The sequence below is a fragment of the Stenotrophomonas sp. YJH_SMC_105-26 genome (assembly GCF_059368915.1).
Genome location: NZ_JCAFSD010000001.1, coordinates 1,455,326 through 1,480,536, shown reverse-complemented (window position 1 = coordinate 1,480,536; position 25,211 = coordinate 1,455,326). Strand labels below are relative to the sequence as shown.

25 protein-coding genes are annotated in these 25,211 nt (G+C 67.2%); 13 read left to right on the top strand and 12 right to left on the bottom strand.

All coding sequences use genetic code 11. From position 1 onward, the window contains the following. Together AC5P7F_RS06795 and pdhA are read right to left on the bottom strand one after the other, a co-directional pair. Nucleotides 1-1,068, bottom strand: coding sequence for an alpha-ketoacid dehydrogenase subunit beta (locus tag AC5P7F_RS06795; protein ID WP_005414714.1), 1,068 nt, complete (start codon nucleotides 1,066-1,068; stop codon nucleotides 1-3). Continuing rightward, complete coding sequence (gene pdhA / locus AC5P7F_RS06790) at nucleotides 1,061-2,143, bottom strand: pyruvate dehydrogenase (acetyl-transferring) E1 component subunit alpha (RefSeq protein ID WP_164077763.1); 1,083 nt, start codon at nucleotides 2,141-2,143, stop codon at nucleotides 1,061-1,063. Before pdhA ends, AC5P7F_RS06795 begins: the two co-directional genes overlap by 8 nt. Nucleotides 2,144-2,478: 335 nt before the next feature. On the opposite strand from pdhA, the gene AC5P7F_RS06785 reads away from it, so the two are divergent. From AC5P7F_RS06785 to AC5P7F_RS06770, 4 genes are all read left to right on the top strand, one after another. Then, nucleotides 2,479-3,354: a tryptophan 2,3-dioxygenase gene (locus AC5P7F_RS06785; RefSeq protein WP_049415479.1), complete on the top strand. Its 876-nt coding sequence runs from the start codon at nucleotides 2,479-2,481 to the stop codon at nucleotides 3,352-3,354. A 181-nt stretch (nucleotides 3,355-3,535) separates the two neighbouring features. Then, complete coding sequence (locus AC5P7F_RS06780; RefSeq protein WP_014648688.1) at nucleotides 3,536-5,035, top strand: peptide MFS transporter; 1,500 nt, start codon at nucleotides 3,536-3,538, stop codon at nucleotides 5,033-5,035. Between the two features lie 19 nt (nucleotides 5,036-5,054). Further along, nucleotides 5,055-5,660, top strand: a complete 606-nt coding sequence (locus AC5P7F_RS06775; protein WP_164077762.1) for a thioredoxin family protein — start codon at nucleotides 5,055-5,057, stop codon at nucleotides 5,658-5,660. 227 nt (nucleotides 5,661-5,887) lie between these two features. After that, a complete protein-coding gene (locus AC5P7F_RS06770) occupies nucleotides 5,888-7,027 on the top strand; it encodes a hypothetical protein (protein WP_049404535.1) in 1,140 nt (379 codons plus the stop codon). Between the two features lie 80 nt (nucleotides 7,028-7,107). Here AC5P7F_RS06770 and AC5P7F_RS06765 read toward each other — a convergent pair whose 3' ends face one another. Further along, a complete protein-coding gene (locus tag AC5P7F_RS06765; RefSeq protein ID WP_014648685.1) occupies nucleotides 7,108-7,602 on the bottom strand; it encodes a MarR family winged helix-turn-helix transcriptional regulator in 495 nt (164 codons plus the stop codon). Nucleotides 7,603-7,731: 129 nt separating this feature from the next. Between AC5P7F_RS06765 and hppD the strand changes: the two genes are divergently transcribed. Continuing rightward, nucleotides 7,732-8,844, top strand: coding sequence for a 4-hydroxyphenylpyruvate dioxygenase (hppD, locus tag AC5P7F_RS06760; RefSeq protein ID WP_014648684.1), 1,113 nt, complete (start codon nucleotides 7,732-7,734; stop codon nucleotides 8,842-8,844). Nucleotides 8,845-8,929: 85 nt separating this feature from the next. Further along, nucleotides 8,930-10,228, top strand: coding sequence for a homogentisate 1,2-dioxygenase (gene hmgA / locus AC5P7F_RS06755; RefSeq protein ID WP_032957134.1), 1,299 nt, complete (start codon nucleotides 8,930-8,932; stop codon nucleotides 10,226-10,228). 84 nt (nucleotides 10,229-10,312) lie between these two features. Here the strand turns inward: hmgA and AC5P7F_RS06750 are convergent, their stop codons facing one another. Continuing rightward, nucleotides 10,313-10,855 carry a hypothetical protein gene (locus AC5P7F_RS06750; RefSeq protein ID WP_495204171.1) on the bottom strand — a complete coding sequence of 181 codons (543 nt, stop codon included), beginning with the start codon at nucleotides 10,853-10,855 and terminating at the stop codon, nucleotides 10,313-10,315. Nucleotides 10,856-10,980: 125 nt separating this feature from the next. Here AC5P7F_RS06750 and AC5P7F_RS06745 point away from each other — a divergent pair, with 125 nt between their 5' ends. Together AC5P7F_RS06745 and AC5P7F_RS06740 are read left to right on the top strand one after the other, a co-directional pair. Next, complete coding sequence (locus tag AC5P7F_RS06745; protein WP_046432891.1) at nucleotides 10,981-11,637, top strand: hypothetical protein; 657 nt, start codon at nucleotides 10,981-10,983, stop codon at nucleotides 11,635-11,637. A 72-nt stretch (nucleotides 11,638-11,709) separates the two neighbouring features. Continuing rightward, nucleotides 11,710-12,669 (top strand): sodium:calcium antiporter, encoded by a 960-nt coding sequence (locus AC5P7F_RS06740; protein WP_014648680.1) that lies wholly within the window; start codon nucleotides 11,710-11,712, stop codon nucleotides 12,667-12,669. A gap of 74 nt (nucleotides 12,670-12,743) precedes the next feature. Here the strand turns inward: AC5P7F_RS06740 and AC5P7F_RS06735 are convergent, their stop codons facing one another. The 8 genes from AC5P7F_RS06735 to AC5P7F_RS06700 all read right to left on the bottom strand — a co-directional run bounded on the left by AC5P7F_RS06735 (nucleotide 12,744) and on the right by AC5P7F_RS06700 (nucleotide 20,558). Beyond that, entirely contained in the window at nucleotides 12,744-13,133 is a 390-nt protein-coding gene (locus tag AC5P7F_RS06735; RefSeq protein ID WP_014648679.1) for a Na+/H+ antiporter subunit G, read from the bottom strand. Next, on the bottom strand, nucleotides 13,130-13,414 hold the full coding sequence (locus tag AC5P7F_RS06730; RefSeq protein WP_006399171.1) for a K+/H+ antiporter subunit F: 285 nt from the start codon (nucleotides 13,412-13,414) through the stop codon (nucleotides 13,130-13,132). Before AC5P7F_RS06730 ends, AC5P7F_RS06735 begins: the two co-directional genes overlap by 4 nt. Then, the gene (locus tag AC5P7F_RS06725; RefSeq protein WP_032957141.1) at nucleotides 13,411-13,917 is read right to left on the bottom strand and encodes a Na+/H+ antiporter subunit E; all 507 of its coding nucleotides are present in this window, start codon (nucleotides 13,915-13,917) and stop codon (nucleotides 13,411-13,413) included. The genes AC5P7F_RS06730 and AC5P7F_RS06725 overlap by 4 nt, the downstream gene beginning before the upstream one ends. Then, on the bottom strand, nucleotides 13,914-15,449 hold the full coding sequence (locus tag AC5P7F_RS06720) for a monovalent cation/H+ antiporter subunit D (protein ID WP_164077760.1): 1,536 nt from the start codon (nucleotides 15,447-15,449) through the stop codon (nucleotides 13,914-13,916). Before AC5P7F_RS06720 ends, AC5P7F_RS06725 begins: the two co-directional genes overlap by 4 nt. Next, a complete protein-coding gene (locus AC5P7F_RS06715) occupies nucleotides 15,446-15,838 on the bottom strand; it encodes a Na+/H+ antiporter subunit C (protein WP_134809381.1) in 393 nt (130 codons plus the stop codon). Before AC5P7F_RS06715 ends, AC5P7F_RS06720 begins: the two co-directional genes overlap by 4 nt. Continuing rightward, entirely contained in the window at nucleotides 15,838-18,666 is a 2,829-nt protein-coding gene (locus tag AC5P7F_RS06710; protein ID WP_049440037.1) for a monovalent cation/H+ antiporter subunit A, read from the bottom strand. Before AC5P7F_RS06710 ends, AC5P7F_RS06715 begins: the two co-directional genes overlap by 1 nt. Before the next feature lie 333 nt (nucleotides 18,667-18,999). Continuing rightward, complete coding sequence (locus AC5P7F_RS06705) at nucleotides 19,000-19,485, bottom strand: Mpo1 family 2-hydroxy fatty acid dioxygenase (protein WP_014648674.1); 486 nt, start codon at nucleotides 19,483-19,485, stop codon at nucleotides 19,000-19,002. Between the two features lie 146 nt (nucleotides 19,486-19,631). After that, nucleotides 19,632-20,558 carry a phosphoribosylaminoimidazolesuccinocarboxamide synthase gene (locus AC5P7F_RS06700; RefSeq protein WP_014648673.1) on the bottom strand — a complete coding sequence of 309 codons (927 nt, stop codon included), beginning with the start codon at nucleotides 20,556-20,558 and terminating at the stop codon, nucleotides 19,632-19,634. 144 nt (nucleotides 20,559-20,702) lie between these two features. Between AC5P7F_RS06700 and AC5P7F_RS06695 the strand changes: the two genes are divergently transcribed. From AC5P7F_RS06695 to trpE, 5 genes are all read left to right on the top strand, one after another. Continuing rightward, nucleotides 20,703-21,032, top strand: a complete 330-nt coding sequence (locus AC5P7F_RS06695; RefSeq protein WP_005411327.1) for a J domain-containing protein — start codon at nucleotides 20,703-20,705, stop codon at nucleotides 21,030-21,032. A 57-nt stretch (nucleotides 21,033-21,089) separates the two neighbouring features. Next, nucleotides 21,090-21,767 carry a ribulose-phosphate 3-epimerase gene (gene rpe, locus AC5P7F_RS06690; RefSeq protein WP_006474082.1) on the top strand — a complete coding sequence of 226 codons (678 nt, stop codon included), beginning with the start codon at nucleotides 21,090-21,092 and terminating at the stop codon, nucleotides 21,765-21,767. A gap of 12 nt (nucleotides 21,768-21,779) precedes the next feature. Then, nucleotides 21,780-22,262 (top strand): GNAT family N-acetyltransferase, encoded by a 483-nt coding sequence (locus tag AC5P7F_RS06685; protein WP_065178874.1) that lies wholly within the window; start codon nucleotides 21,780-21,782, stop codon nucleotides 22,260-22,262. 224 nt (nucleotides 22,263-22,486) lie between these two features. Continuing rightward, nucleotides 22,487-23,416: a lipid kinase YegS gene (yegS, locus tag AC5P7F_RS06680; RefSeq protein ID WP_014648671.1), complete on the top strand. Its 930-nt coding sequence runs from the start codon at nucleotides 22,487-22,489 to the stop codon at nucleotides 23,414-23,416. A gap of 299 nt (nucleotides 23,417-23,715) precedes the next feature. Continuing rightward, a complete protein-coding gene (trpE, locus tag AC5P7F_RS06675) occupies nucleotides 23,716-25,191 on the top strand; it encodes an anthranilate synthase component I (protein WP_014648670.1) in 1,476 nt (491 codons plus the stop codon). Nucleotides 25,192-25,211 lie beyond the last annotated feature (20 nt).

The window sequence follows — 25,211 nt, the reverse complement described above, 5'->3', positions numbered from 1 at the left end:
TCAGCCGGCCGCCACCGCGCGCTTGGCCGCAGCCACGATCCGCTCAACGCTCGGCAGGTACTTCATTTCCAGGCGGAACAGCGGAATGTGGGTGTCGTAGCCAGTGACGCGCTCGACCGGTGCCAGCAGGTCGTAGATCGATTCCTCGGCCAGGCGCGCGGCGATCTCGGCGCCGAAGCCCGCGGTCTTCGGGGCCTCCTGCACGATCACGCAGCGGCCGGTCTTGGCCACCGATTCGGCGATGGTGGCGAAGTCCAGCGGACGCAGCGTGGCCACGTCGATGACTTCGGCACTGATGCCTTCGCCGGCCAGCTTGTCCGCCGCTTCCAGCGCTTCCTTCACCTGCGCGCCCCAGGTCACCAGGGTCACGTCGGTGCCGTCGCGCAGCACGAAGCAGACGTCCAGCGGCAAGGCTTCGCCGTCGTTGACGACCACTTCCTTGTACTGGCGGTAGATGCGCTTGGGCTCCATGTAGATCACCGGATCCGGCTCGCGGATCGCGGCCAGCAGCAGGCCATAGGCACGCTGCGGCGACGACGGCAGCACCACGCGCAGGCCCGGCACGTTGGTGAAGATCGCCTCGTTGGCTTCGCTGTGGTGTTCCGGCGCGCGGATGCCACCGCCCCACGGCACGCGCAGCACCATCGGGCAGTGCAGGCGGCCACGCGTGCGGTAACGCAGGCGTGCGGCGTGGCAGACGATATGGTCGACCATCGGGTACATGAAGCCGTCGAACTGGGCTTCGGCCACCGGCTTCATGCCCTGTGCGGCCAGGCCAATGGTCAGGCCGGCGATGGTGGTTTCATCCAGCGGGGTATCGAGGATGCGGTCCGAGCCGAAGCGCTGCTGCAGCCCGGCGGTGGCGCGGAACACGCCGCCGTTGACGCCCACGTCCTCGCCCAGCACCAGCACCGACGGGTCGTGTTCCAGCTCCCAGGCCAGCGCCTGGGTGATGGCTTCGATGAGGGTGATCGGGGTGGTGGTCATGCTCTCTTCTCCGCGCGCGACCGCAGCGCTGTCGGCGGCGTTGGTGTGCGCGCCGGGCGCGCCGTTCTTGATCTCATCCATGGCGCTTCTCCAGGGCGATCGCCTGGGCACGCTGGGCCAGCAGGTCCGGCGGCGGATCGGCATACAGGAAGTCGAACATCGCCTCGACCGGCTGCACCGGCGTGTTGAGGTACAGGTTCACTTCCTCGTCCACGCGCTTGCCGCACTCGGCGACCCAGGCGGTTTCCTCTTCTTCGCTCCACGCACCGGCGTTGATCAGGTACTTGCGCAGGCGCAGCATCGGTTCGCGCTGCCAGGCGTCCTTCACTTCAGCATCGTCGCGGTAGCGGCGCGCGTCATCGGCGGTGGTGTGGTCGGACAGGCGGTAAGTCATCAGTTCCAGCACGGTGCCACCGTCGCCGGCCAGCGCACGTTCGCGCGCCTGCTCCATGGCAGCCAGCACCGCGATCAGGTCGTTGCCATCCACCTGCAGGCAGTGCAGGCCGCCAGCCAGGCCCTTCTGCGCCAGCGTTTCGGCACCGGTCTGGGCCGAACGCGGGACCGAGATGGCCCAGCCGTTGTTGACGATGCACAGGATCAGCGGGAGCTTGTAGGCGCCGGCCGAATTCAGTGCCGCGTAGAAGTCGGTCTTGGAGCTGCCGCCGTCGCCGCACACCGCCACGGCGATCTGCGGTTCCTTGTTGAGCTTGAACTTCAGCGCGGCGCCTGCGGCATGCAGGCACTGGGTGGAGATCGGCACGCAGAACGGGAAGTCCTTGGCCGCGTTGCCGCCGTAATCGTTGCCGCGTTCGTCGCCGCCCCAGTACATCAGCACGTCGTGCGGGCGCACGCCACGCATGAACATCGCGCCATACTCGCGGTACGAAGGCGCGAACACGTCGTCCTTCTGCATCGCCGCGCCGATGCCCACGTGCGCGGCTTCGTGGCCCAGGCAGGCGGCATAGGTGCCCAGCTTGCCGGTGCGCTGCAGTGCGATGGATTTGCTGTCGAACGTACGTACGAACAGCATCTGCTTGAACAGCGGTACCAGGACCTGGGGGTCGCGCAGCGACGCGGGCAGGTCATCGCGGACGAGTTTGCCGTCCGTGTCCAGGTACTGCAGGTATTCGATCTTGAATTCAGCGGCAACCGTCATTGCGTACTGCACCTTCGACAGAGAAGTTACAAATGATATGAATCGCCATGTTAAGGAACGCGTACGGAATAGCCTTCCTGCGCCGCAACACGGCAACGCCCTGTTTTACCCCTGCCGGCGGGTGGGGGGCCAATAACAACAACGTATTCAGTCGTTGCTGCAAAGCATCAGAATACGCCTCTGGCTGACTGCTGGCGCAACGACCCGATCGGTTCCACGCGCAGGCCCCGCATCGGCCAATGCTCCACGGGGCACCGCACGCCCCGGTATGGACCCGGCGGCTGCCAGCGCGGCGGCAACGCGCTACCCTTGCCGCCCCCGATCTGGTCCCGCCCATGTCCGTCGACAACAACCAACGCGATCTCGAAGCCGGCATCCACACCGACCTGCAGGGACGCCTGACCTACGGCGGCTACCTGCGGCTGGACCAGCTGCTCAGCGCGCAGCAGCCGCTGTCCAACCCGCCGCACCACGACGAGATGCTCTTCATCATCCAGCACCAGACCTCGGAGCTGTGGCTGAAGCTGCTCGGCCACGAACTGCGTGCGGCGATCGGCTTCCTGCAGCGCGATGAAGTCTGGCAGTGCCGCAAGGTGCTGGCGCGCAGCAAGCAGGTGCTGCGCCAGCTGACCGAGCAGTGGTCGGTGCTGGAAACGCTGACCCCGTCCGAATACATGGGTTTCCGCGACGTGCTGGGCCCGTCTTCGGGCTTCCAGTCGCTGCAGTACCGCTACATCGAGTTCCTGCTGGGCAACAAGAACGCGCAGATGCTGCAGGTGTTCGAGCACGACCCGGCCGGGCAGGCGCAGCTGCGCACCGTGCTGGAGGCGCCGAGCCTGTACGAGGAGTTCCTGAAGTACCTGGCCCGCTTCGGCCATGCCGTGCCGGCGGTCTACGAGGCCCACGACTGGACCCAGCCGCACGTGGCTGACGACGCATTGCAGCCGGTCTTCGAACGCATCTACCAGGACACCGACCGCTACTGGCGCGAGTACGCGCTGTGCGAGGACCTGGTGGACCTGGAGACCGCCTTCCAGCTGTGGCGATTCCGACACATGCGCACGGTGATGCGCGTGATCGGCTTCAAGCGCGGCACCGGCGGCTCGTCCGGCGTGGGCTTCCTGGCCAAGGCGCTGGAGCTGACCTTCTTCCCCGAACTGTTCCAGGTGCGCACCAGCCTGCAGGCGGCACCCCCGGCAGAACTGGGCTGACCCCCATTCAGCTTGGACCCCGGCCATTGGCTGGATCGTTTCAGATGCAAGTTCAGCGAGCAGGCTGGCACCTGCCTCAAACGGCGTGTATTTGACGTGAACGGCAGAAGTCGGTGATCCTCGCGCGTTGCTCCAACTGCACAGCGGACGTGCTCGTCATCCACCGAACCAGGAAATCCGCATGAGCGTAAACGCCACTGCGAACACCCCAGAGCCGGCGCTGCCGGACTTCAAGACCACGCTGGGCCACCCGCGCCCGTTGTGGATGCTGTTCATGACCGAGTTCTGGGAGCGCTTTGCGTTCTACGGCATCCGCTGGGCGTTGGTGCTGTACATCGTCGCCCAGTTCTACAACGGCAGCGCTGCCGGTGAAGGCGACGCCAGCCGCATCTATGGCGCCTACCTGGCCCTGGTATACGCCGCGGCGATCTTCGGTGGCTACGTGGCCGACCGGGTACTGGGCTACCAGCGCTCGATCCTGACCGGCGCGATCATCATGGCCGCCGGCCTGTTCATGATCTCGCTGCCGCAGGAGCACATCTTCAAGCTTGGCCTGGCCACGATCATCGTAGGCAACGGCCTGTTCAAGCCCAACATCTCGACCATGGTCGGCAAGCTGTACGGCCTGAAGGACGAGCGCCGCGACTCCGGCTTCACCATCTTCTACATGGGCATCAACATCGGCGCGATGATCGCCCCGGTGCTGACCGAGTACCTGGCCCGCAAGGTGTTCGGTACCGACGCGATGCCGTCCTACAAGGTCGTGTTCATTGCCTCGGGCGTGGGCATGCTGATCTCGCTGGTGTGGTTCTACATCGGTCGCGCCGGCCTGAAGGGCATCGGTGCACCGCCGGCCGGCGCTGAAGGCTTCGGCCGCATCATCATGGTGCTTGCCGGTGCCGTGGTCGCCATCCCGGTGGCGTACTTCCTGCTGGCTACCGGTGCCACCGCGCTGGCCTGGATCCTGGGCGCGATGTTCACCGCGCTGGCCATCCTGCTGCTGGTCGAGGGCGTCCGCGAAGGCAAGGTGCAGCGCGACCGCGTGATCGCCATGCTGATCATCTTCGCCTTCAACGTGATGTTCTGGATGTTCTTCGAACAGGCCGGCAGCTCGTTCACCTTCCTGGCCGAGAACATCGTCAACCGCCAGTTCGGTGACTGGACCTTCCCGACCGCGTGGTTCCAGTCGGTCAACTCGGTGGCCATCATCACCTTGGCGCCGGTCATCGCCTGGATCTGGGTGGCCATGGGCCGCGCCAATCCGTCCATCCCGCGCAAGTTCGGCCTGGGCCTGCTGTTCAACGGCGCCGCCTTCGCCCTGCTGATGTTCGCCCTGTCGCAGATGGTCGTTGACGGCAAGATCCCGTTCTGGACCCTGTTCATGGTCTACGTCATCCAGTCGGTGGGTGAGCTGTGCCTGTCGCCGATCGGCCTGTCGATGGTGACCAAGCTGGCCCCGGTGCGCCTGGTCGGCTTCGGCATGGGTGGCTGGTTCCTGTCCACCGGCATCGGCAACAACCTGTCGGGCATCTTCGCCGGCGTGGTCAGTGGTGAAGGCGGCATGACGGTCGAGTCGGCCCTGAAGGGGTATACCTTCGGGTTCTGGGCCCTGATCGGCTCCGGCGTGGTGCTGTTCCTGATCGCCCCGCTGATCAACAAGCTGATGCACGGCGTCAAGTAATGATGAGAGGGTAGAAGGCATGCGAAGCAAGCTCGGTGGTGCAATGGTGGTGGTCTGTGCGGCGCTGATCGGCGCCTGTTCGCAACCGCAACCGCCTGCCGCCGCTGAGCCCACGCAGCCCCTGGATACCCGACCCACCGAGCCACCGGTTGCTGACCCCAGCGAACCGGTGGCCTCGGGCAACACCCCGGTGGCGGCGGACATCGCCGCCATCGCCGGGCTCGGCGCGCAGTTCGACCCGGCCCGCAACCCCGCCGACGACCTGGCCACCGCCAAGGTGGAAGCCCAGCGTGGCAAGAAGCGGATCCTGCTGGAGGTCGGCAACGCCACCTGTGAGCGCTGCCGGGCGCTGGACGACGTGGTGGAAGGCAACGGCGACCTGCGTCGCTTCCGCGATGCCCACTACGTGTGGGTGAAGGTCAACGCCAGCGACGAGCAGCCCAACACCGCCTTCTTCGCCCAGTACCCGGTGATGGCGCGCGACTACCCGTACCTGCTCGTGCTCGATGCAGATGGCGGCCTGCTGGTATCGCAGGCCACCGGCGAGCTGCGCAGGGGCGAGGCGTTCCAGCCTGCGCGGGTGAGTGCCTTCCTCAAGCAGTGGGCGCCTGACAAACCGGAATAGGGTAGTGCCGGCCGCTGGCCGGCATGCTCTGGTGGGTGCCGACCGCTGACCGCCCACCCCGGTGGGTGCCGACCGTTGGTCGGCACTGAGGCGCATCCACGCCTGGCGCGGATCTACTGCGCGCACCGTCACACTCTCTGAATCGGCGTCTCAACTTCACCGTGAGCACGCCGTTACCGGCAAGGACCTCAGTCGACATCCCGTCGATGCAACCTTCCGGAACGCCCATGCACAGCGACCACGCCGAACGATTGCCCGAACCCGCCAGCGACCTGGCCGAGGGTGGGGCAGGCGAGGGCGTGACCCTGCCAGCGCAGGAGGCCCTGCTGGACGACGCGGGCACCGGCGAGGACGCCGTTGAACTGGCGCCGCCACGCCATCGCCTGCCGCAGATCGCGCTGCCCGACAACGTGGTGCTGAAGGGGGCGGTGCAGAAGCTGGTCGAGCAGAAGTCCCGGCTTGATGCGCTGGCCGCCGAAGGCCAGCTGGCCGGGCTGCTGCCGCCCGAATGGCAGGGCCACGGCGCGCGCGCGATCGAGCTGTCCACCTTCATCCAGGGCGTGCTGCCCTTCCTGCAGACCGGCGAGCGTGGCGAGACCGCCCCCGCGCGACTGCCGGTGCGCCATGTGTTGGGTGACGACAGCCGCTGGGGCCTGGACGATGTGGCCGAACCGAAATCACTGGCGTGGTATCTGGCCAGTGACGAGCGCGCCACGGCCGGCAGCAAGGACGTCGCCGAGGCATATCTGGTGGGCGCACTGGGCCTGGCGTGGATGCAGGAAGGTCGCAGCCGCCCCGGCTTCCTGCGCGCGATGGGCCAGGACAGCCTGGCCGCGCGGGTGACCATGCTCGGCTATCCGCCGGCCAACGAACTGGCGCTGTACAGCGTCACTGCGCACGGCCAGCCGCAGATCTGGTGCGTGCACGGGCGCCGCCGCATGCGCCCGCTGGTGGCGCCGTGGTTGAGCGTGCCGCTGCTGACCGCCTACGGCGTGCCGGCGCCGGTTGCGTGGCCGTCCAGCTTCCCGCCGGTGGAAGCGGTGGCCGAGCTGCTGGCGACCGCCCGCCTGGGGCGCGCGCTGCCGGAAGTGGACCTGGCGAAGGCCGTGGCGAAGATCGCCGAGGACGCCGCCTCTGACGCCTGGCAGCCGGTCAGCCTGCTGCAGCTCAACACCTGGTCACCGCGCTGGCACTTCTTCCTGGGCACCTTCGTCGGCCTGCCGTCGTTGCTGCTGGTGGCGGCGGCGCTGGCGCTGCCGGGGGCGGTCGAAGCAGCGACGGTGGCCGCCTCGCTGGGCTTCGCCGGCGGCGCCATCGCAGCACTGGCCGTGCCGTGGATCCACGCACGCCGCAAGCACCTCAGCTGAAAAAAGGGGACGGAGGGGATTAAGCCGCAATCAGCACAGGTGTGCCTGATGCGACTTAATCCCCTCCGTCCCCTTTTCTTTCAGACGCCTTCGCCCATCCGCTCCAGGCCTTCGCCGGCCAGGCGAAGGATCAGCTTTTCCAGCACCTGCTCTTCCTCTTCGCTCAGCACCGACATCAGCTTGCGGGTGATCTCGATCACCATCGGCGCGATGGTCTCGTACACCTCGAAACCGGCGGCCGACAGCGCCAGCACCGAGCGGCGGCGATCGTCGCCGTGGGTCTCGCGCTTGATGAAGCCGCGCTCCAGCAGGCGGGCCACGGCGCGGCTGACCGCCACCTTGTCCATCGCCGTGCGGTCGGAGACCTCGCTGGCCGAGGAGCCCGGGTACAGCGCCAGGATGGTGATGACCCGCCACTCGGGGATCGCCAGACCGTAACGATCGCCGTACAGCTTGGCGATGTTGCCGCTGACCCGGTTGGACAGCACGCTCAGCCGGTACGGCAGGAACTGTTCCAGGTCGAGCAGGACGTGCGAGGCACGCAGGCGGGTCGAAACGGGATCGGCGGGGCTCATGTTGCGGTGCACCTTGCTGGTGGTTTCAAGTGTAACTATAAGGGGTGGGTCCAGACCCTGCATTCTCGCCGGGTCCCTACCTGCCCGCACCTGGTTTGTACCGATGCGGTACCGATTCGGAGCCACGCCATGAATACCGCAGTCCCGACCGCCTCGCATCCCAACCCCGGCATGCAGGTCACCACCTTCGAGAACCCGATGGGCATCGACGGCTTCGAGTTCGTCGAATTCGCCGCCCCGGCCGGCCGTGGCCAGGAGCTGCACGAGTACTTCCGGAAGATGGGCTTCAGCGCGGTGCTCAAGCACAAGCAGCGTCCGATTACCGTCTATCGCCAGGGCGACGTCAACTTCCTGGTCAACGAAGACCCCGATTCGTTCGCCGCCGACTTCGCCGAAAAGCACGGCCCGTGCGCCTGTGGCTTTGCCATCCGCTTCAAGAAGCCGGGCCAGGAGGTCTACCAGACCGCGCTGGGCAACGGCGCCGAAGCCATCGCCTTCAAGCCGGACAGCAAGGCGGTCAGCGCGCCGGTCATCAAGGGCATCGGCGACTGCATGCTGTACCTGGTCGACCGCTATGGCAGCGCCGGCAGCATCTACGACGGCGACTACGAGCCGATCGCAGGGGCCGACCTGCACCCGTTCGGCTTCGGCCTGACCTTCATCGACCACCTGACCCACAACCTGTACTTCGGCAACATGCAGCAGTGGTCGGACTACTACGAGCGCCTGTTCAACTTCCGCGAGATCCGCTACTTCGACATCAAGGGCCTGAAGACCGGCCTGGTGTCCAAGGCGATGACCGCGCCGGACGGCATCGTGCGCATCCCGCTGAACGAATCGTCCGACCCGAAGAGCCAGATCAACGAGTACCTGGACGCGTACAAGGGCGAGGGCATCCAGCACATCGCCTGCTTCACCGAGAACATCTACGAGACCGTCGAAGCGATGCGCGCGCAGGGCGTGGATTTCCTCGACACGCCGGAAACCTACTTCGATGTGATCGACCAGCGCGTGCCGAACCACGGTGAAGACGTGGCGCGCCTGGCCAGGAACAAGATCCTGATCGACGCCGATCCGGAAACCCACCAGCGCAAGCTGCTGCAGATCTTCACCCAGAACTGCATTGGCCCGATCTTCTTCGAGATCATCCAGCGCAAGGGCAACGAAGGCTTCGGCGAAGGCAACTTCACCGCGCTGTTTGAAAGCATCGAGCGCGACCAGATCCGCCGCGGCGTGCTGTAAGGTCCGCAGGCAATGTCGGCGTCCCGCCGGCATTGCCTGTCCGAATGGTAGTGCCGGCCGCTGGCCGGCAATCTCTGGAGTTCCCATGTCCCCCGCCATCACCGCCCGCGGCTACCAGTCCGGCTTCGGCAACGAATTCGCCACCGAGGCCGTCGCCGGCGCGCTGCCGGTCGGGCAGAACTCACCGCAGAAGGTGGCCCACGGCCTGTACGCCGAACAGCTGACCGGCACCGCCTTCACCGCGCCGCGCGGCAGCAATCGCCGCAGCTGGCTGTACCGGATCCGCCCGGCGGTGACCCATGGCGAGTTCACTCCGTTCGCGCAGTCGCAGCTGCAGTGTGATTTCGGCGCACAGCCGGCTTCACCGAACCAGCTGCGCTGGAGCCCGCTGCCGTTGCCGGAGCTGCCGACCGACTTTGTCGAAGGCCTGTACACGATGGGTGGCAACGGCTCGCCCGACGCGCATGCCGGCGTGGGCATCCACCTTTACGCTGCCAACCGCGACATGGTCGGCCGCTACTTCTACGACGCCGACGGTGAACTGCTGATCGTGCCTCAGCTGGGCGCACTGCGCCTGCTGACCGAGCTGGGCGTGATCGAGATCGAGCCGCAGCAGATCGCGGTGATCCCGCGCGGCGTGCGGTTCCGCGTGGAACTTCCCGATGGCCCGAGCCGCGGCTACATCTGCGAGAACTACGGCGCGCTGCTGAAGCTGCCCGACCTTGGCCCGATCGGTTCCAACGGCCTGGCCAACCCGCGTGATTTCGAGACCCCGCACGCGGCGTTCGAGGATGTCGATGGCGATTTCGAACTGATCGCCAAGTTCGAGGGCCGCCTGTGGCGCGCGCCGATCGACCATTCGCCGCTGGACGTGGTGGCCTGGCACGGCAATTACGCGCCGTACCGCTACGACCTGCGTCGCTTCAACACCATCGGTTCGATCAGCTACGACCATCCGGACCCGTCGATCTTCCTGGTGCTGCATTCGCCCAGTGACACACCCGGCACCAGCAACATGGACTTCGCGATCTTCCCGCCGCGCTGGCTGGTGGCGCAGAACACGTTCCGCCCGCCGTGGTTCCACCGCAACATCGCCAGCGAGTTCATGGGCCTGGTGCATGGCGCCTACGATGCCAAGGCCGAAGGCTTCGTGCCGGGTGGCGCATCGCTGCACAACTGCATGAGCGGTCACGGCCCGGATGCGCCGACCTTCGACAAGGCCTCCAATGCCGATCTGTCCAAGGCCGATGTGATCAAGGACACGATGGCCTTCATGTTCGAGACCCGCGCGGTGATCCGCCCGACCGCGCAGGCGCTGGCCGCCGGCCATCGCCAGGGCGATTACCAGCAGTGCTGGAACGGCCTGCGCAACAACTACCGCTGACCCGGAAAAGGGGACGGAGGGGATTAAGCCGCAATCAGCACACGTGTGCCTGAAACGACTTAATCCCCTCCGTCCCCTTTTTCTTCAGGCGGCCTCGGTGAACGCGTCGCAATGCTCCAGCGGCAGCGCTTCCAGCAGGCGTTGCCGCACACGCTGGCAATAACCCTCCGAGGTCAGCCCGGGCAGCATCTGCATCGCCGAGTGCAGCACCTGCAGTACTTCACTTTCGGCGCGCGCCTGCTGCAGGTCGCGGAACAGCGCCGCCGCCTGCGGGTGGCGCTGCATTTCCAGGATGCCCAGTACATAGATGCGCGCGGCCACCAGCGAGCGGCGGCGCTCGCTGCCGGTTGCGGGTGCAGCCGGTGCCGCCGCCGGCGTGGTGGGTGCCGGTGCTGCCGCGTCTGCGGGTGGTGGCGGTGCGGCTGTGGCGCCGGTACCGGTGCTCAGGTAGCCGGCCTGCACCAGCTGGATGACCATGGCGGGCGCGTCCTGGCCGAGCAGGCCGGTCAGGTCGGCGATGCTGCGCTGGCCGTCGCACAGGATCAGCAGCCGCCGCTGGCGCATGTCCAGCGGCGCGCGATGGGCCTGCAGCGTGGTTCGGGCGAGTTCGGTCTTGCGCGGTTGCATGGAAGGGACAGCCAAGTCGGTGCACGCCGAGCCTGAACGAAGGCGATGAAACCGCGATGACAATGCAGCGCCTGCACACGGGATGGGCTAGCGTGCAGCCATCTTCGTGCCAGGGAACCGCACCGATGAAGCACCTTCCGCTTGCTGGTCTGTTGCTCCTTTCGCTCACCGCCTGCAGTGCTGGCCCCGACAAGCAGGGGGCGGCCGGCAGTGGCAGCGACACCCCGGCCGAAACCGCCTCGGCGACCGGGCCCGCGCAGTCGGCGGATCCCGACCTGGCCGCCCGCCCGGCCAACGACCTCCGCAAGGACAGTCCAGCGCGCCTGGACGGCTTCGGCGGCGTCACGCTGGGCGCCGGCATCGCCGAGGTCCGCAGCGGCTTCGGCACGCCGCTGCAGGGACTGGGCACCGACGCCAATGGCAAGCCCCTGCCGGCCGACGACAGCAACGACGGCTGCTACTTCCTGCGTCCGCAGGGCGCCGAAGACCCTCGCCTGATGATCGAGGCACGCAAGCTGGTGCGCTACGACGTGCGCAGTGCGGCGATCGTCGCTCCGGGTGGCGGCAAGGTCGGCATGACCCTGGGCGAGCTGCAGGTGCTGTACCCCGAGCGCGCCGACGTCGGCCCTGACAAGTACGACGAGAAGGCGCAGCACCTGCGCGTGCGACCGGCGCAGGAAGGCGGGGCGGTCATCGACTTCGCGCTCGGCGCCGATGGTCGGGTCAGCGCCTGGCGCGTCGGCCAGACCCCGCAGGTCGATTACGCCGAAGGCTGTGGCTGATCCTTGATCCACCGCCCAGCCATGCGCTCGGGCCAAGCGTAGAATCGCGCCACCACTGCTGGGGAGTGCTCGATGATCGCCATTGCCATTGCCTGGTTCCTGCTCGGCCTGCTGTTGCTGGCGCTGGGCGGGGATTCCATCGTCAAGGCCGTGTCCGGCCTGGCCCAGCGCTTCGGGGCCAGCCCGTTCACTGCCGGGCTGCTGCTGCTCGGGGTGACCACCTCGTTGCCGGAACTGGCGGTCAATGCGCGCGCGCTGGCGGTCGGCCAACCGGAGCTGGCACTGGGCAATGCCGTGGGCAGCAGCATCGTCAACCTGGGCTTCACCCTGGCGGTGGCAGCCATCGCCGCGCCCCTGTTGCTGCGCGCGCGCCTGCAGACGGTGCTGTGGTGGTCGCTGCTGGTGGCCGGCGTGCTGCTGGTCCTGTTCGGGCTGGATGGTCGCCTGGCGCGCTGGGAAGGCGGCGTGCTGGTGGCAGGCTTCATCGTCATGCAGGTGCTGCTGCTGCGCCGCGGTCGCGTTGAGCGTGCCGAGGTGCAGGCGGCTATCGCCGAGTCCGCCCTGAGCCGCACCAGCCTGCCGTTGAACGTGCTGCGGGTGCTGATCGCAGCGCTGACGCTGTACTGGGGCGCGCGCCTGGTCGTGGGCGCCGCCGCTGACTTCGGTGCCGCGCTGGGCTGGACACCGCTGCTGGTCGGCCTGCTGCCGGTGGCGATCGGCACCGCACTGCCGGAGGTGGCAACCGCAATTGCTGCCGCGCGTCGCGGCCACGGCGACATGGTGCTTGGCCACGTGCTGGGCTCCAGCGTGGTCAACCTGCTGCTGGTGATCGGGGCGATGGCGGTATTGCAGCCGTTGGCGTTGCCGGCCTCGTTCGTGCGCCTGGAACTGCCGGCACTGCTGGCGTTCGCCCTGGTGCTGTACCCGATGCTGCGTGGCGATCTGAAGATCAGCCGCAGTGAAGGCGGAATCCTGCTGGTCGCGTTCGCCGGCTGGTTCGTGCTGGAGCTGCTGCTGGTCGGCGCGGCATGAGGTAGTTCCGGCCGCTGGCCGGCAACCTCACTGCCTCTGACGGAACCCTTGCCACTGCCGGCCAGCGGCCGGCACTACCGGTTCTGCGTGGCTTCCTCTTCCCGCGCCGGTTCCGGCGGCGGAAGCTGTTCCTCGGCAGCCGGCTCGTTGCCCGGCAGGCTGGGACGGGTTTCCATCAGCAGCGACAGCGCCGCCTTGGCCATCATGTGGGCGCTGATCGGCGCGGTGATGAACAGGAATACGGTGATCAGCAGCTCGCGCGGCTGCGGGTCCTGGCCCAGGAAGATGTGGTAGCAGACCGAGCACACCAGCACGCAGCCCACGCCCAGCGTGCTGGCCTTGGTCGGCGCGTGCAGGCGCTTGAAGAACGTGGACAGCTTCACCAGCCCCAGTGCGCCGACCAGGATGAAGAAGCAGCCGAACAGCAGCAGGATCGACAGGCCGATCTGGATCGCGGTGATCATTCGACGATGTCCCGGCGCAGCACGAACTTGCTCAGCACCACGGTGCTGCCGAAGCCGAGCATGGCGATGACCAGTGCGGCTTCGAAGTAGATCGCGGAGTTGAGGTACATGCCGAACAGCATCAGCTCGGCAATGGCGGTCACCGACAACGTGTCCAGTGCGAGGATGCGGTCGGGCACGGTCGGTCCGCGCAGCAGGCGCCAGGTGGCCAGCAGCATGGCCAGGCCGACCACGTGCATGCACACCACCAGCGTGGTCTGGATGATCTGGAATCCAGTCATGGGAAGATCTCCATCAACGGCGCCTCGTAGCGGCGCTTGATCGTATCGATCAGGTCCTGTGGGTCCTCCAGGTGCAGCACGTGCACCAGCAGGAACTTGCGGTCGTCGCTGAGCGCGGCCGAGACCGTGCCCGGGGTCAGCGTGATCATGCTGGTCAGCGCCGCGATGCCGTGGATGTTGGCGATGTCCAGCGGCAGCCAGATGAAACCGGGGTGAATCTTCTTCTCCGGGCCCAGCACCTGCAGGGCCACGCGGATGTTGGACATCAGGATGTCCCACAGGGTCACGCATACCAGCTTGGGCAGCGGCCGCAACGTGCCGATGCGCGCGAACTCGCGGTCCAGGCGTGCGGCGAACAGCGGCACCACCACGCCCAGCACCAGCCCCAGCACGATCTGGCCGAGGGTGAAGCTGTCGGACATCAGCAGCCAGAATGCCACCACCATGATGCTGAGCATCGGCGAGGGAATCAGGCGACGGAACAGGGAGCGCTGGGCGGTCATGGCTGGCGGATCTCCGGTGCGGTCGCGCGCAGCTGCTGCACGTACTCGCTGGGTTGCAGCAGCTGTGCGGCGGTGGCGTCGGTGTAGCGCATCAACGGTGCAGCGGCCAGGGTCATGGCGATACCGTAGGCCAGCAGGATGCACGCGGCGTACAGCTCCACCCGGCGCAGAGGAGCCTTGCGCGGCTTCGGTGCCTCCGGATCGACAGGCGGCACGCGCCAGAACAGGCGGATGCCGCCGCGGGTCAGGCCCATGATCACCAGCAGGCTGCTGACCAGCACCGCGGTCCAGACCGGAGCGGTGTACTGCGCCGGCATGCCGGCCAGCAGTGCGGCCTTGGCCAGGAAACCGGACAGCGGCGGCAGGCCGGCCACCGACACCGCGCCGATCAGGAACAGCACGGCGGGTGTCTCCTTGCCCGGCATCGGCGCGACCACTTCCTTGCGGTCGCTGGCACCGCCGCGACGACGGCGGATCAGGTCGGCGATCAGGAACAGCGCGGCGGCGACGAAGCTGCTGTGCGGCAGGTAGTACAGGCCGGCCGACAGCACCTGCGGTGTGCCGACCGAGAAGGCGATGAACAGCGTGGCTGCCGACACGATCACCAGGTAGGAGATCAGCACGCGCAGGCGGGTCGCGGCGAGGGCGCCCAGGCCGCCCAGCACCAGCGTCGCCACACCGGCCCACAGCAGCCAGTCATGGCCGTAGCCGGCCATCGCGCCGGCATCGTCGCCGAACCACAGCATCTGGATGCGCAGCACCGAGTACAGGCCGACCTTGGTCATGATCGCGAACAGCGCAGCCACCGCCGCCGGTGCGCGTGAATAGGCTTCCGGCAGCCACAGGTACAGCGGCATCAGGGCGGCCTTGGCGCAGAACACCAGCAGCAACAGGCCCATCGTCGCCTTCACCAGGGTCAGCTGCGCCGGCGGTACCTCGGCGATGCGCTGCGACAGCTCGGCCATGTTCAGCGAACCCAGCGTGGCGTACAGCAGGCCCAGCGCGATCAGGAACAGGGTCGAGGCGGTGACGTTGAACACCACGTAGTGCAGGCCGATGCGCATGCGCAGGCCGCGGCCACCACTGAGCAGCAGGCCGTAGGAGGCGATCAGCATCACCTCGAAGAACACGAACAGGTTGAAGATGTCGCCGGTCAGGAACGCACCGTTGAGGCCGACCAGCTGGAACTGGAACAGCGCATGGAAGTGCGGTGCGCGGCGGTCCCAGCCCGAACAGGCGTGCAGCAGGCAGGGAATGGCCAGCAGCAGGGTGGTCAGCAGCATCCACGCCGACAGCCGGTCGGCCACCAGCGCGATGCCCAGCCGCGACGGCCAGTCGCCCAGCAGGTAGACGCTGATCTCACCACTGGCGGTGGTGGCAAACAGCAGGCCCACCGCCAGCGCCAGCGCCGACAGCGCGGTCCAGGCCACCGCGCGCTGCACCCTGGGGCCATAGCGGCGGTGTTCGACGAACAGCGACAGTGCCGCACCCAGCAGCGGAATCAGGATCGGCAGGATCACCAGGTGGTTCATGCGCGGTCCCCGCCCTGCCGTGGTGGAACGCGCTCATCCTGCAGGTCGTCATCCGGCTCGTGGGCGTCCACATGGTCGCTGTGGTTGTCGCTGCGGCTGCGCATGGCCAGCACGATGCTCACCGCGGTCATCGCGAAGGCGATCACGATCGCGGTCAACACCAGCGCCTGCGGCAGCGGGTCGGTGTAGTTGCCCAGGTGGCTGTCCACGCCGTCCTGCAGTACCGGCGCCTTGCCCAGCACCACGCGGCCACCGGCGAAGATCAGCAGGTTGGTCGCATAGGACAGGAAGGTCATGCCGAGGATCACATCGAAGCTGCGCGCACGCAGCAGCAGGTAGATGCCGATGGCGGTCAGCACGCCGATCGCGGTAGCCAGGGCCAGTTCCATCAGTGCATCTCCCCGGTGCGTGCCGAGCGGCGTTGCAGGTCGATCTCACCCTTGCGGGCGGTACGGGTACGCGATGGCTTGATCGTGCCCATCATCGACAGCATCAGCATGGCACCGCCGAACACCACCAGATAGACGCCGATGTCAAAACCAATCGCACTGGCCAGCGGCACGTCGCCGATCAGCGGCAGGTGCAGGTCGAGGTGGCCGCTGGTCAGGAACGGCACGCCGAACAGCATCGACGCGCTGCCGCTGAGCAGGGCGATCAGCAGGCCCATGCCGATGCAGCGGATGTAGTCGAAGCCGAAGCGCGACTCCACCGACGCGGTGCCCTGGATCACGTACTGGATCAGCAGCGGCACCGCCAGCACCAGGCCGGCGATGAAGCCGCCACCCGGCGCGTTGTGGCCGCGCAGGAACAGGAAGATCGACACGGTCAGGGTCAGCGGGAACATGATCTGGGCCAGGTCGGCCGGCACCGGCAGCTTGATCGGCGGGCCGGGCATGATCTGCTCCGGCGCCATCCGCGTGCGCCGCAGCAGGGCATGCACCACCAGCGCGGCGATGCCGAACACGGTGATCTCGCCGAAGGTATCGAAGCCGCGGAAGTCGACCAGGATCACGTTGACCACGTTCTGGCCATAGGCCTCGGGCAGGGCACGGGCGAGCAGCTCGCCGGCCATGGTGTTCGGCGGCAGGGTCATCGCGGAATAGGCCAAGGCGCCAAGTCCGGCACCGGCGATGATCGCGATCACCGCGTCACGGCGCTTGCGCCAGCGCGGCCGCTCCGGCCCGGACTGCGCAGGCAGGTAGTTCATGCCCAGCAGCATCAGCACCAGGGTCACCATCTCCACCAGCAGCTGGGTCAGGGCCAGGTCCGGCGCGGACAGGAACACGAAGGTCAGCGCCACCATCAGGCCGACGCCGCCGACCAGCAGCACCGCCAGCAGGCGCTGCTTGTAGATACGCAGGGTAGCCACCGCGCAGGCCATCATCACCAGCCACAGCGCCCAGCCCAGCAGCGGGATCGGCTGTGGCCTGGTCCAGTTCGGCGAGGCGGGGTTGGCCACGAACGGCGCGGCGGCGGCCACGATCGCCACCAGCACCAGGCCCAGCAGCATGCGCTGAAGGCTGCCGTTGGCGATGCCGTTGGTCAGGCGCATGGCCAGTGCGGAGATCGCGTCCAGCTGCGCATGGAACACATTGCGGCCAGTGCTGACGTTGGTCACGGCGTGCAGGTTGATCAGCTTGCGCAGGCCGAAGTACAGCGCCACGCCGCCGATCACGCCGATCGCGCTCATCGCCAGCGGCAGGTTGAAGCCGTGCCATACCGCCAGGCTGTACTCGGGCATGGCGTCGCCGAGGATCGAGGCCGCAGCGGCGTGCAGCACCGGCGCTACGGTCAGTGCCGGTGCCACGCCCACCGCCACGCAGATCACCACCAGCAGTTCCACCGGCACCTTCATCCAGCGCGGCGGTTCGTGGGGCACGCGGTCCAGGTCGTGCGGGCCGGGGCCGAAGAAGGTGTCGTGCACGAAGCGCAGGCTGTACGCCACCCCGAATACGCCCGCCAGCAACGCGGCGATCGACACCGCCGTGCGCATGATTCCCGGGCCGCCGGCCGTGATCGCTTCGGCGAACAGCATTTCCTTGGACAGGAAGCCATTGAGCAGGGGGATGCCAGCCATCGCCAGCGAGGCGATGATCGCCAGCGCGCTGGTGAACGGCATCAGCCTGCGCAGGCCTCCCAGCTTGCGCATGTCTCGGGTACCGGTCTCGTGGTCGATGATGCCGGCGGCCATGAACAGCGAGGCCTTGAAGGTGGCGTGGTTGAGGATGTGGAACACGCCGGCCACCACCGCCATCGGCGTGGACAGGCCGAACAGCAGGGTGATCAGGCCCAGGTGGGAAATGGTCGAGTACGCCAGCAGGCCCTTCAGGTCATGCTGGAAGATCGCATTCCAGGCGCCGATCAGCAGGGTCAGTGCGCCGATGCCGCTGACCGTGTAGAAGAACAGGTCGCTGCCGGCCAGTGCCGGATGCAGGCGCGCCAGCAGGAACACGCCGGCCTTTACCATGGTGGCCGAGTGCAGGTAGGCCGAGACCGGGGTCGGCGCCGCCATCGCGTGCGGCAGCCAGAAGTGGAACGGGAACTGCGCGCTCTTGGTGAAGATGCCGGCCAGTACCAGGAACAGGGCGTAGGGGTACAGCGCGCTGGCGCGGATCTGCTCGCCAGCGGCCAGCACCACGTCCAGGTCGAAGCTGCCGACGATGCGGCCGATCAGCAGCACGCCACCGAGCAGGGCCAGGCCACCGCCACCGGTGATCACCAGCGCCATGCGTGCGCCTTCGCGGGCGTCCTGGCGGTGCGACCAGAAGCCGATCAGCAGGAACGAACTGATGCTGGTCATTTCCCAGAAGATCATCAGCAACAGCAGGTTGCCCGACAGCACCATGCCCAGCATGGCGCCCATGAACAGCAGCAGGTAGCAGTAGAAGCGGTGCGCGTTGTCCTGCTGGCTCAGGTAGTAGCGCGCATACAGCACCACCAGCGCGCCGATGCCGAGCACCAGCCCGGCGAACATCCAGGCCAGCCCGTCCAGTCGCAGGGTGAAGTCCAGCCCGATCTGCGGCAGCCAGGGCACCAGGGTGCGGACCACCTGGCCATCGAGCACCGACGGGGTCAGCCAGCCGAGGATGGCCAGCCCGCCCAACGGCGCCAGCGCCGCCAGCCAGGCAGCAGTCGAGCGCGAACTACGGGGGAAGGCCGCAACAGCCGCTGCCATCAGGAACGGCAGGGCCAGCAGCAGGGGCAGGCTGGGGAGCATGCAGGGAATCCATGATTCACGAGCAGGTCAGGGAGGATAACAGGCTGCGAAATGTCGCCGAAACCCATCGAACAGCGATCAATTGCATGTAACGTTCGCTGATTCATTTTTTCTGCGATGCAACATCACATTCCTGCATCCCTTCCCTGGCTGCCCTCGGGGGACACCCTACGCCCACGCAGGGAGACCGCAGGCCCTGTCGCACAGGGGCTGCCGTCGACGGGCGGGCAATGGGGAGCGGATCACCGGCGCAGGCTGGCAGGGCTCCCGTGGACTACGGGTGACGGAATCCGCCCGTTCAGGAAACGACGGCCGCTGTCGGCCGCCGCCAGGTCAGTAGCGCCAGTCCAGCTTGCGGTAGAACTTGGCCATCACCCAGGCCGGGCCGATCAGCAGGTAGGTCAGGTCGGTCAGGAAGCTGGGCTTGCGGCCCTCGAACTTGTGGCCGATGAACTGCGCGATCCAGGCCACCACGAACACGCCCACCGCCAGCCAGCGCAGGGCCTGCAGGCCGATCTCGGCCTCCAGCAGCCGGCACAGGCAGCCGAACACGAAGAACTGGATGAGCATGCCGATGCCCAGCGGGCGCGACAGCTTGTTGTAGAAGCACCACGCGCTGAACATCGCCAACGCCGACCAGATGCCGTACTGGAACCAGGTGATCAGCGGCGGCAGGCACCACAGCAGGGCCACCACCGACCACAGGATCGCCGGGACCGCCACCACGTGGATGCGCTGGTTGATCACATTGCGGTGGTCGTCGGAGTAGCTGGCGAAATAGCGGTCGATCGGCCGCGCAAGCTGGGTGGATGTCTGCATGCTGCGTCGCTTCCTCGGGCAACGGTAGTGCCGGCCGCTGGCCGGCACTCCAGAGCATAGCCGAGTTCGCGAGGTTGCCGGCCAGCGGCCGGCACTACCGCGATCAGAGCGCCCCCCGCCTTTCCGGCCGGGGGGACGCGGGGGGATCAGTCGACGCTGATCCCGGCCAGGCGCTGCAGCGCCTCGGCGTACTTGGCGCGGGTGCGCTCGATGATCTCGGCCGGGATGCTCGGGCCCGGGGCGGTCTTGCCCCAGTCCAGCGTCTCCAGGTAATCGCGCACGAACTGCTTGTCGTAGCTCGGCGGGCTGGTGCCCACTTCGTATTCGTCGGCCGGCCAGTAACGGGAGGAATCCGGCGTCAGCATCTCGTCCATGATGTACAGGCGGCCATCGGCGTCGGTACCGAACTCGAACTTGGTATCGGCCAGGATGATGCCGCGCTCGCGGGCGTAATCGGCCGCGAACTTGTAGATGCGCAGGGTGGCGTCGCGCACGCGCTCGGCCAGTTCCGCACCGACCTGCTTCACCATCGCATCGAAATCGATGTTCTCGTCATGGTCGCCGACGGCGGCCTTGGTCGAGGGGGTGAAGATCGGCTCCGGCAGCTGCTCGGCCTGGCGCAGGCCGTCGGGCAGGTCGATGCCGCTGACCTTGCCGGTGCGCTGGTAGTCCTTCCAGCCGCTGCCGATCAGGTAGCCGCGGGCGATCGCTTCCACCGGCACCGGCTTCAGCTTGCGGGTGACCACCGCACGCTTGGCGTACAGGGCTGGGTCCACGCCTTCGGGCAGCACGCTGGCCACGTCGATGCCGGTCAGGTGGTTGGGCATCAGGTGCGCGGTCTTGGCGAACCAGAAGTTGGAGACCTGGCAGAGCATCTCGCCCTTGCCCGGAATCGGGTCAGGCAGCACCACGTCGAACGCCGACAGGCGATCGGTGGCGACCATCAGCAGGTACTCGCCCGGCGGGGTTCCGGCTGGCAGCCGCTCGCGCGGGATATCGAACACATCACGCACCTTGCCGCGATGGCGCAAGGGCAGGCCGGGGAGATCGGATTGCAACAGCGTGGTTGGCACGGGCACTCCTGGGGCGTTGTCGATACGGCTGCTGCCCAACGGACCCGGCGGGCCCGCTGACCAGCGGGCGGCCTAGTGTAAAGCGGTCCGGGCCCGCTGTGACGTAAAATGAGCGTCCATTTCGTCGGTCGACCCCGGAGCGCCATGCGCTGGTACGGAAAACTGCTCGGATTCATCGCCGGCGCCCTGCTGTTCCGGCCCAATCCGCTGTTCGGCGCGGTGGTCGGCCTGTTGATCGGCCACGCCTTCGATTCGGACTGGTTCCGCCTGAACAAGGAGAACCCGTACCGGGAGCTTGGGCTGACCTCCGAGGCCACCGATGCCGAGGTCGAGCGCGCCTACCGCAAGCTGATCTCGCAGTACCACCCCGACAAGCTGGGCGGTGCCGCCCCCGAGCTGCAGCAGCAGGCCGAGCAGAAGTCGCGGCGGATCAATGCCGCCTACGACCGCATCAAGACCCTGCGCAAGCGCTGATTCCAGAGTCCCGCCTGCGGGCGGGAGAACCTTTTCCCCGTTCCGAAGGCCCCGGCCATGTCCAACTGCCTCATCGCCCCCTCCATCCTGTCCGCCAACTTCGCCCGCCTCGGCGAGGAAGTCGACAACGTCCTCGCCGCTGGCGCGGACTGGGTCCACTTCGACGTGATGGACAACCACTACGTGCCGAACCTGACCATCGGCCCGATGGTCTGCCAGGCGCTGCGCAAGCACGGCGTCACCGCGCCGATCGACGTGCACCTGATGGTCGAGCCGGTGGATCGCATCATCCCGGACTTCGCCGAGGCCGGTGCCACCTACATCAGCTTCCACCCGGAGGCGAGCCGCCACGTGCACCGCACCATCCAGCTGATCCGCTCGCTGGGCTGCAAGCCGGGCATCGTGCTCAATCCGGCCACTCCGGTGGACATCCTCGACTGGGTGCTGGATGACCTGGACCTGGTGCTGCTGATGTCGGTCAACCCGGGCTTCGGCGGCCAGGCCTTCATCCCCTCGGCGCTGGACAAGCTGCGCGTGGTGCGCAAGATGATCGATGCCAGCGGCAAGGACATCCGCCTGGAGATCGATGGCGGCGTGAAGGCCGACAACATCGGCGAGATCGCCGCTGCCGGCGCCGACACCTTCGTCGCCGGTTCGGCCATCTTCAACGCCAGGACCAGCTACCAGGATGTGATCGCGCAGATGCGCGCCAACGTCGCTGCGGCACGGGGCTGAGCCATGAGTACGGTGGCCGTGTTGAACATCCGCCCGGCCACCGTCGCCGATGCGGGACTGATCCTGCATTTCATCCGCGAGCTGGCCATCTACGAGAAGGCCGAGCATTCGGTGCAGACCGATGAGATCGGCATCGCCGAGAGCCTGTTCGGCGCCGATGCCACGGCGCGCGCGTTGATCTGCGAAGCCGACGGCGAGGCCATCGGCTATGCGGTGTATTTCTACAACTATTCCACCTGGCTGGGCCGCAAGGGCATCTACCTGGAAGACCTCTACGTCAGCCAGGAAAAGCGCGGTGCGGGCGCCGGCAAGGCACTGCTGAAGTACATCGCGCGCCAGGCCGTGGCCGAGGGCTGCGGCCGTTTCGAATGGTCGGTGCTGGACTGGAACACCCCGGCCATCGAGTTCTACACCGCTGCCGGTGCCAAACCGCAGGACGAGTGGACCGTGTACCGGTTGCAGGGCCAGGCGCTGCACGATTTCGCCAACGGGTGAGATGACGTGCATCCACGCTTGGCGTGGATCTACTGCTGGGCAAAAAAAAAGCCACGCCAATCACTGGCGTGGCCTCGCTGCATGCGTGGGAGGCTGATCCTGCCTCCATCCATCGTCCCTGCTATGGCCTTCCATTCTCCAGCAACTGAATGACACCTGCGTGACATTCACCGCGGGCAAACAGCGCATTGCTAGCCTGTGCCACCCCCTCCTGGAAGTACCGCATGACCACCCCGCGCTGGCGCCTGATCCTCAATGGCAAATCCGCAGGCAACGAGGAACTGCGCGAGGCTGTCGGCCATTGGCGCGGGCAGGGCGTGCAGCTGGACGTGCGGGTGACCTGGGAGGACGGTGACGCCGAACGCTACGTGGCCGAGGCCATCGATCATGGCGTGGACGTGATCGTTGCCGCCGGTGGCGATGGCACGCTCAGCGCGGTAGCCGAAACCCTGGCGCATCGTGAGGAAGCGGCGGATGCGCTGCCCTCGCTGGCGCTGATCCCGATGGGGACCGCCAACGATTTCGCCACGGCTGCGGGTATTCCGACCGAGCCTGAGGGCGCGTTTGCGTTGATCGGACAAACCACGCCGCGTGCCATCGATCTGCTGCGCGTGGATGCCGATGGCACGCCCTGGTGGTGCGCCAACCTCGCCAGCGGTGGCTTCGGCACGCAGGTGACGGTGGAGACCGATGCCGGCCTGAAGAAGATGCTGGGCGGGCTGGCCTATGTGATCACCGGCATCGCCAAGCTGGGCCGCATCGAGCCGATCACCGCGCGGCTGTCCGGCCCGGATTTCGCGTGGGAAGGCGACTTCATCGCCCTGGGCATCGGCAATGGCCGGCAGGCCGGCGGTGGCCAGCAGTTGTGCCCGCAGGCCGTGATCGACGATGGGCTGCTGGATGTCACCGTGCTTCCGGAACTGGAAGGTGAGGTCACCGCCACGCTCGGCCAGATGCTGAAGTCGGGCACCCAGGCGGCGCTCGAACAGCTGGCCACGCGCGCGCGGCTGCCGTGGCTGCAGATCGACGCACCGAAGGCGCTGACCCTCAACCTGGACGGCGAACCAGTCCAGGCCCGCCAGTTCCGCATTGCGTGCGTGCCGGGCAGGGTGCGGATGCACCTGCCAACCGGATGCCCGTTGCTGGCCGGGTAGGGGGTAAAGTCGACTGTTGGTCGACTGCTTTTCGTTCCGACGGCGTAAAACCCCGCGCTACGCGCGCAAGTCGACCAACAGTCGACTCTACCGGTCCGCGTCGTTGGTTCCCGTGGCCGGCCCCGCCCGTCCCGTGGTTCAGTTTCCCAGGGTTCCCCTCCCGCCCCGGCTGCGATACAGTCAGGGGGTGTCCAGCCTGACGACCCCGCATACCCTTTCTTCCGCACGCCGTTGGTGGCGATGGTGGCCCGTTGCCGTCGTCCGCCCCCATAACGCTGTGTCCCGGAAGGAAAGTCGTCTTGAACTCGCACGCTCAGTTTCAGCAGCAGGCCGCTGAAGGCCACACCCATATTCCCGTCGTCCGTGAAGTGCTGTCCGACCTGGACACGCCGCTTTCGGTCTATCTGAAGCTCGCCGACGGCCCCAATACCTACCTGTTTGAATCCGTCGAAGGCGGCGAGCGCTTTGGTCGTTACTCGATCATCGGCCTGCCGGCGCGTCGCGTGTACGCCTTCCATGGCCACACGCTGACCGTGCGCGAAGACGGCCAGGTGGTGGACACCCGCGAAGTGGCCGACCCGTTCGCCGAGGTCGAGGCGCTGCGCAGCGCCCACTCGGTGCCGAAGCTGGAAGGCCTGCCGGGCTTCACCGGTGGCCTGGTCGGCTGGTTCGGTTTCGAGTGCATCGGTTACATCGAGCCGCGCCTGGCCCCGCCGGCCGGCCGCGATGAGCTGGGCACGCCGGACATCCTGCTGCTGGACTCCAACGAGCTGGCGGTGTTCGACAATCTCAAGGGCCGGCTGTACCTGATCGTGCACGCCGACCCGCGCGTCGAGGGCGCCTTCGAGCAGGCCCAGGCGCGCCTGGATGCACTGACTGCCAAGCTGCGTGCACCGGGCGCCGGCTATCCGGCGCCGCTCAACAGCGACGTGCTGGACGAATCGGATTTCGTCTCCGGTTTCACCCGCGAAGGGTTCGTCGATGCGGTCCAGCGCAGCAAGGAATACATCCGCGCCGGCGACATCTTCCAGGTGGTGCTCAGCCAGCGCCTGAGCGTGCCGTTCAAGGCGCGCCCGGTGGATGTGTACCGCGCGTTGCGTGCACTGAACCCGTCGCCGTACATGTACTTCCTGGATGTCGGCGACCTGCAGGTGGTCGGTTCATCGCCGGAAATCCTGGTACGCCTTCAGGATGGCGAAGTCACCGTGCGCCCGATCGCCGGCACCCGCCCGCGTGGCGCCACGCCCGAGCTGGACCTGGCGCTGGAAGCCGAGCTGCTGGCCGATCCGAAGGAACGCGCCGAGCACCTGATGCTGATCGACCTGGGCCGCAACGATGCCGGCCGCGTCTCGAAGGCAGGTACCGTGGAGGTGGGCGAGCAGTTCGTGATCGAACGCTACAGCCACGTGATGCACATCGTCAGCGAAGTGACCGGGCAGCTGCAGCCGGGCCTGAGCTATGCCGACGTGCTGCGTGCCACCTTCCCAGCCGGCACGGTCAGCGGCGCGCCGAAGATCCGCGCGCTGGAAGTGATCCGCGAGCTGGAACCGATCAAGCGCAATGTCTACGCCGGCAGCATCGGCTACATCGGCTGGCACGGCGATGCCGATACCGCGATCGCGATCCGCACCGCGGTGATCAAGGATGGCCGCCTGTACGTGCAGGCCGGTGCCGGCATCGTCTACGACTCGGACCCGGACAAGGAATGGGACGAGACGATGAACAAGGGCCGCGCGCTGTTCCGCGCCGTCGCCCAGGCCGCCAAGGGCCTGTGATCCTCCCCGTGCCGTGGCCT

What these genes read in the sequence shown, in the direction of transcription:
- yegS (WP_014648671.1), top strand. Translation starts at nt 22,487, where the DNA reads ATGACCACCCCGCGCTGGCGCCTGATCCTCAATGGCAAATCCGCAGGC.
- AC5P7F_RS06785 (WP_049415479.1), top strand. Translation starts at nt 2,479, where the DNA reads ATGTCCGTCGACAACAACCAACGCGATCTCGAAGCCGGCATCCACACC.
- rpe (WP_006474082.1), top strand. Translation starts at nt 21,090, where the DNA reads ATGTCCAACTGCCTCATCGCCCCCTCCATCCTGTCCGCCAACTTCGCC.
- AC5P7F_RS06730 (WP_006399171.1), bottom strand. Translation starts at nt 13,414, where the DNA reads ATGACTGGATTCCAGATCATCCAGACCACGCTGGTGGTGTGCATGCAC.
- AC5P7F_RS06780 (WP_014648688.1), top strand. Translation starts at nt 3,536, where the DNA reads ATGAGCGTAAACGCCACTGCGAACACCCCAGAGCCGGCGCTGCCGGAC.
- AC5P7F_RS06770 (WP_049404535.1), top strand. Translation starts at nt 5,888, where the DNA reads ATGCACAGCGACCACGCCGAACGATTGCCCGAACCCGCCAGCGACCTG.
- AC5P7F_RS06765 (WP_014648685.1), bottom strand. Translation starts at nt 7,602, where the DNA reads ATGAGCCCCGCCGATCCCGTTTCGACCCGCCTGCGTGCCTCGCACGTC.
- AC5P7F_RS06715 (WP_134809381.1), bottom strand. Translation starts at nt 15,838, where the DNA reads ATGGAACTGGCCCTGGCTACCGCGATCGGCGTGCTGACCGCCATCGGC.
- AC5P7F_RS06775 (WP_164077762.1), top strand. Translation starts at nt 5,055, where the DNA reads ATGCGAAGCAAGCTCGGTGGTGCAATGGTGGTGGTCTGTGCGGCGCTG.
- AC5P7F_RS06725 (WP_032957141.1), bottom strand. Translation starts at nt 13,917, where the DNA reads ATGACCGCCCAGCGCTCCCTGTTCCGTCGCCTGATTCCCTCGCCGATG.
- AC5P7F_RS06795 (WP_005414714.1), bottom strand. Translation starts at nt 1,068, where the DNA reads ATGGATGAGATCAAGAACGGCGCGCCCGGCGCGCACACCAACGCCGCC.
- pdhA (WP_164077763.1), bottom strand. Translation starts at nt 2,143, where the DNA reads ATGACGGTTGCCGCTGAATTCAAGATCGAATACCTGCAGTACCTGGAC.
- AC5P7F_RS06745 (WP_046432891.1), top strand. Translation starts at nt 10,981, where the DNA reads ATGAAGCACCTTCCGCTTGCTGGTCTGTTGCTCCTTTCGCTCACCGCC.
- AC5P7F_RS06740 (WP_014648680.1), top strand. Translation starts at nt 11,710, where the DNA reads ATGATCGCCATTGCCATTGCCTGGTTCCTGCTCGGCCTGCTGTTGCTG.
- AC5P7F_RS06735 (WP_014648679.1), bottom strand. Translation starts at nt 13,133, where the DNA reads ATGATCACCGCGATCCAGATCGGCCTGTCGATCCTGCTGCTGTTCGGC.
- AC5P7F_RS06705 (WP_014648674.1), bottom strand. Translation starts at nt 19,485, where the DNA reads ATGCAGACATCCACCCAGCTTGCGCGGCCGATCGACCGCTATTTCGCC.
- AC5P7F_RS06720 (WP_164077760.1), bottom strand. Translation starts at nt 15,449, where the DNA reads ATGAACCACCTGGTGATCCTGCCGATCCTGATTCCGCTGCTGGGTGCG.
- hppD (WP_014648684.1), top strand. Translation starts at nt 7,732, where the DNA reads ATGAATACCGCAGTCCCGACCGCCTCGCATCCCAACCCCGGCATGCAG.
- hmgA (WP_032957134.1), top strand. Translation starts at nt 8,930, where the DNA reads ATGTCCCCCGCCATCACCGCCCGCGGCTACCAGTCCGGCTTCGGCAAC.
- AC5P7F_RS06750 (WP_495204171.1), bottom strand. Translation starts at nt 10,855, where the DNA reads ATGCAACCGCGCAAGACCGAACTCGCCCGAACCACGCTGCAGGCCCAT.
- AC5P7F_RS06710 (WP_049440037.1), bottom strand. Translation starts at nt 18,666, where the DNA reads ATGCTCCCCAGCCTGCCCCTGCTGCTGGCCCTGCCGTTCCTGATGGCA.
- AC5P7F_RS06695 (WP_005411327.1), top strand. Translation starts at nt 20,703, where the DNA reads ATGCGCTGGTACGGAAAACTGCTCGGATTCATCGCCGGCGCCCTGCTG.